The sequence below is a fragment of the Clostridium sp. AF36-4 genome, assembly GCF_003435975.1.
In the GTDB taxonomy this organism is placed as follows: domain Bacteria; phylum Bacillota; class Clostridia; order Lachnospirales; family Lachnospiraceae; genus Eubacterium_F.
In genome coordinates this window covers 1-2,103 of sequence record NZ_QTVH01000057.1, presented here as the reverse complement: position 1 = coordinate 2,103, position 2,103 = coordinate 1, and the positions used below count along the sequence as shown (strand labels likewise).

At 24.8% G+C, this 2,103-nt stretch carries 2 protein-coding genes; both read right to left on the bottom strand.

All coding sequences use genetic code 11. The annotated features are described in order from the left end of the window. Nucleotides 1-170: 170 nt before the first annotated feature. Complete coding sequence (gene aph(2'')-Ia / locus DW005_RS13495; RefSeq protein WP_001028144.1) at nucleotides 171-1,610, bottom strand: aminoglycoside O-phosphotransferase APH(2'')-Ia; 1,440 nt, start codon at nucleotides 1,608-1,610, stop codon at nucleotides 171-173. Continuing rightward, complete coding sequence (locus DW005_RS13490) at nucleotides 1,611-2,003, bottom strand: GNAT family N-acetyltransferase (protein WP_000393259.1); 393 nt, start codon at nucleotides 2,001-2,003, stop codon at nucleotides 1,611-1,613. Nucleotides 2,004-2,103 lie beyond the last annotated feature (100 nt).

Genomic DNA, 2,103 nt, shown 5'->3' with positions numbered 1-2,103 from the left:
GGATTTATTCTTCAAGAAAATACATCAATTTTGATAAGTAGAAATGGTAAAAACATTGTATAGCATTTTACACAGGAGTCTGGACTTGACTCACTTCCTTTATTATTTTTCATTTTTTTAAACTATTTAATACTAATGTCTTTTATAATAGCTTTTCATATATTATATAATCAATCTTTATAAGTCCTTTTATAAATTTCTTTTCTACCATTTTCGATAAATTCCTGTTTAATATTTTTAATTCCATAAACAATAGTTTCAATAGGATAATATTCTTCAACTATATCTTGATATTCTTTTGCTTTCTCAATATCTATATTTCCATACATTCTTAATATATCTTCTCCAAAATTTGTTCCTATTTCTTCTTCACTATCTTCAAGTAAGTATATAAAATCACAATATTCATCTATAATTCCAGAATCTCCAAAATCAATTATTCCAGTTAATCTATTATTGCCATCTAACAATAGATGATTACAACTAAAATCATTATGGCATAAACACTTTTTACCCTCAAAAACTGTTGTTGCATTTAGTCTTTCCATAAAACTTTCTATATAATCTTTTTCTATATCAGTTAAATCATTATAAATAGTTTCACGCAACAATATATACTCTTCTAATACATTTTGTTTATTATCAATAGTACATTCACTAATATCTGTATAATCTAAACCGTGCATTTGTCTTAAAAAACTGGCAATATCTCGTTTTAACAAATTTTGTTCTTCTTCTGACATAGTAGAATAAATTTCTGGTGTTAAAAAAGTTCCTTTAATTTCTTTATAACCTAGTATAGATAATTCATCACTAATATACGAATATTCAATATTAGGAATTTTTACATTAGTTTCTAAATTTGTATTTAAAAAATTATATATTGCTTTTTCTTTTGCATAACCTTTTTTCTTATTAGTACTAAATTTTGTTTTAAAAATGTATTCATTATTAACTAAATATGCCACACTATCATAACCACTACCGATTATTTCAATACTATCTACTTTGAAATTATCAAAGTAATGCTCAATTAAATATTTCATTGCCTTAACATTTGTGGCATTATCATCATATCTATATTCCATTAAATAACAATCTTCTTTTTTGCCCTCGTGTAATTCATGTTCTGGCAAATCTTCAATAATTCTAAAACCAGATTTTTGGTATGCCCTTATTGCTCTTGGATTATTTTTATGAGGGTCTAAAATAACTGCATTAGCATTTCTTTCTTTTTTCAAAAATTCAAAAATCAATTTAATATATCTTGTACCAATTCCTTTACTCCAATAATTTGGCTCTCCTATAAATTGATCCATACCATAGACTATCTCATCAGTTTTTGGATAATGATAATCAGTATATAACTCATCATACATTTTATATATTTGTCCATATCCAATAGGAACATTGTTATATTCAATAATTACTCTAAAAACTTCATCTTCCCAAGGCTCTGTATAATGTTTTTTTAATGATTCTAATGTATATTTTTTATCTCTACCACCATAAAATTCTAATACTCTTTCATCAGTTAACCATTTTAACATCAAAGGAAAATCATCATCTATTAAAGTTCTTATACATATTTCATTTTCAACTATATTCATTTATTTATCACCTTTTTCATAATCATATACATATACTATTTCATCTTTATAATCATTTTTACCACCTAATTTTTCATATACATGGCAAGCTCTAGGATTACCTTTATCAGTTATTAAAAACATTTCAGAACAACCAATCTCTTTAGAATATTCCTTAATAAAAGATAATAATTTTGAACCATAACCTTTGTCTTGATAGTTAGGTAACATTCCTATTGAGTGTAAATAAAACATTGTTTTTCCATCAGGTCTTAAAAGTGTATAGCAATATGCAAATCCTATAATTTTATTATTTTCTTTAGCTATAAACCCAAATGAACTGGTATCATTAAGAAATCCTTTTAAATTATCAATATCAAAAACCATATTATCATCAATTAAAACTTCTTCCATAAACTCAGTCAAGTCCAGACTCCTGTGTAAAATGCTATACAATGTTTTATAATGGCTCAGTTGTCAAGACAAAAATTTGATGTTTTTATAATGAACTGAT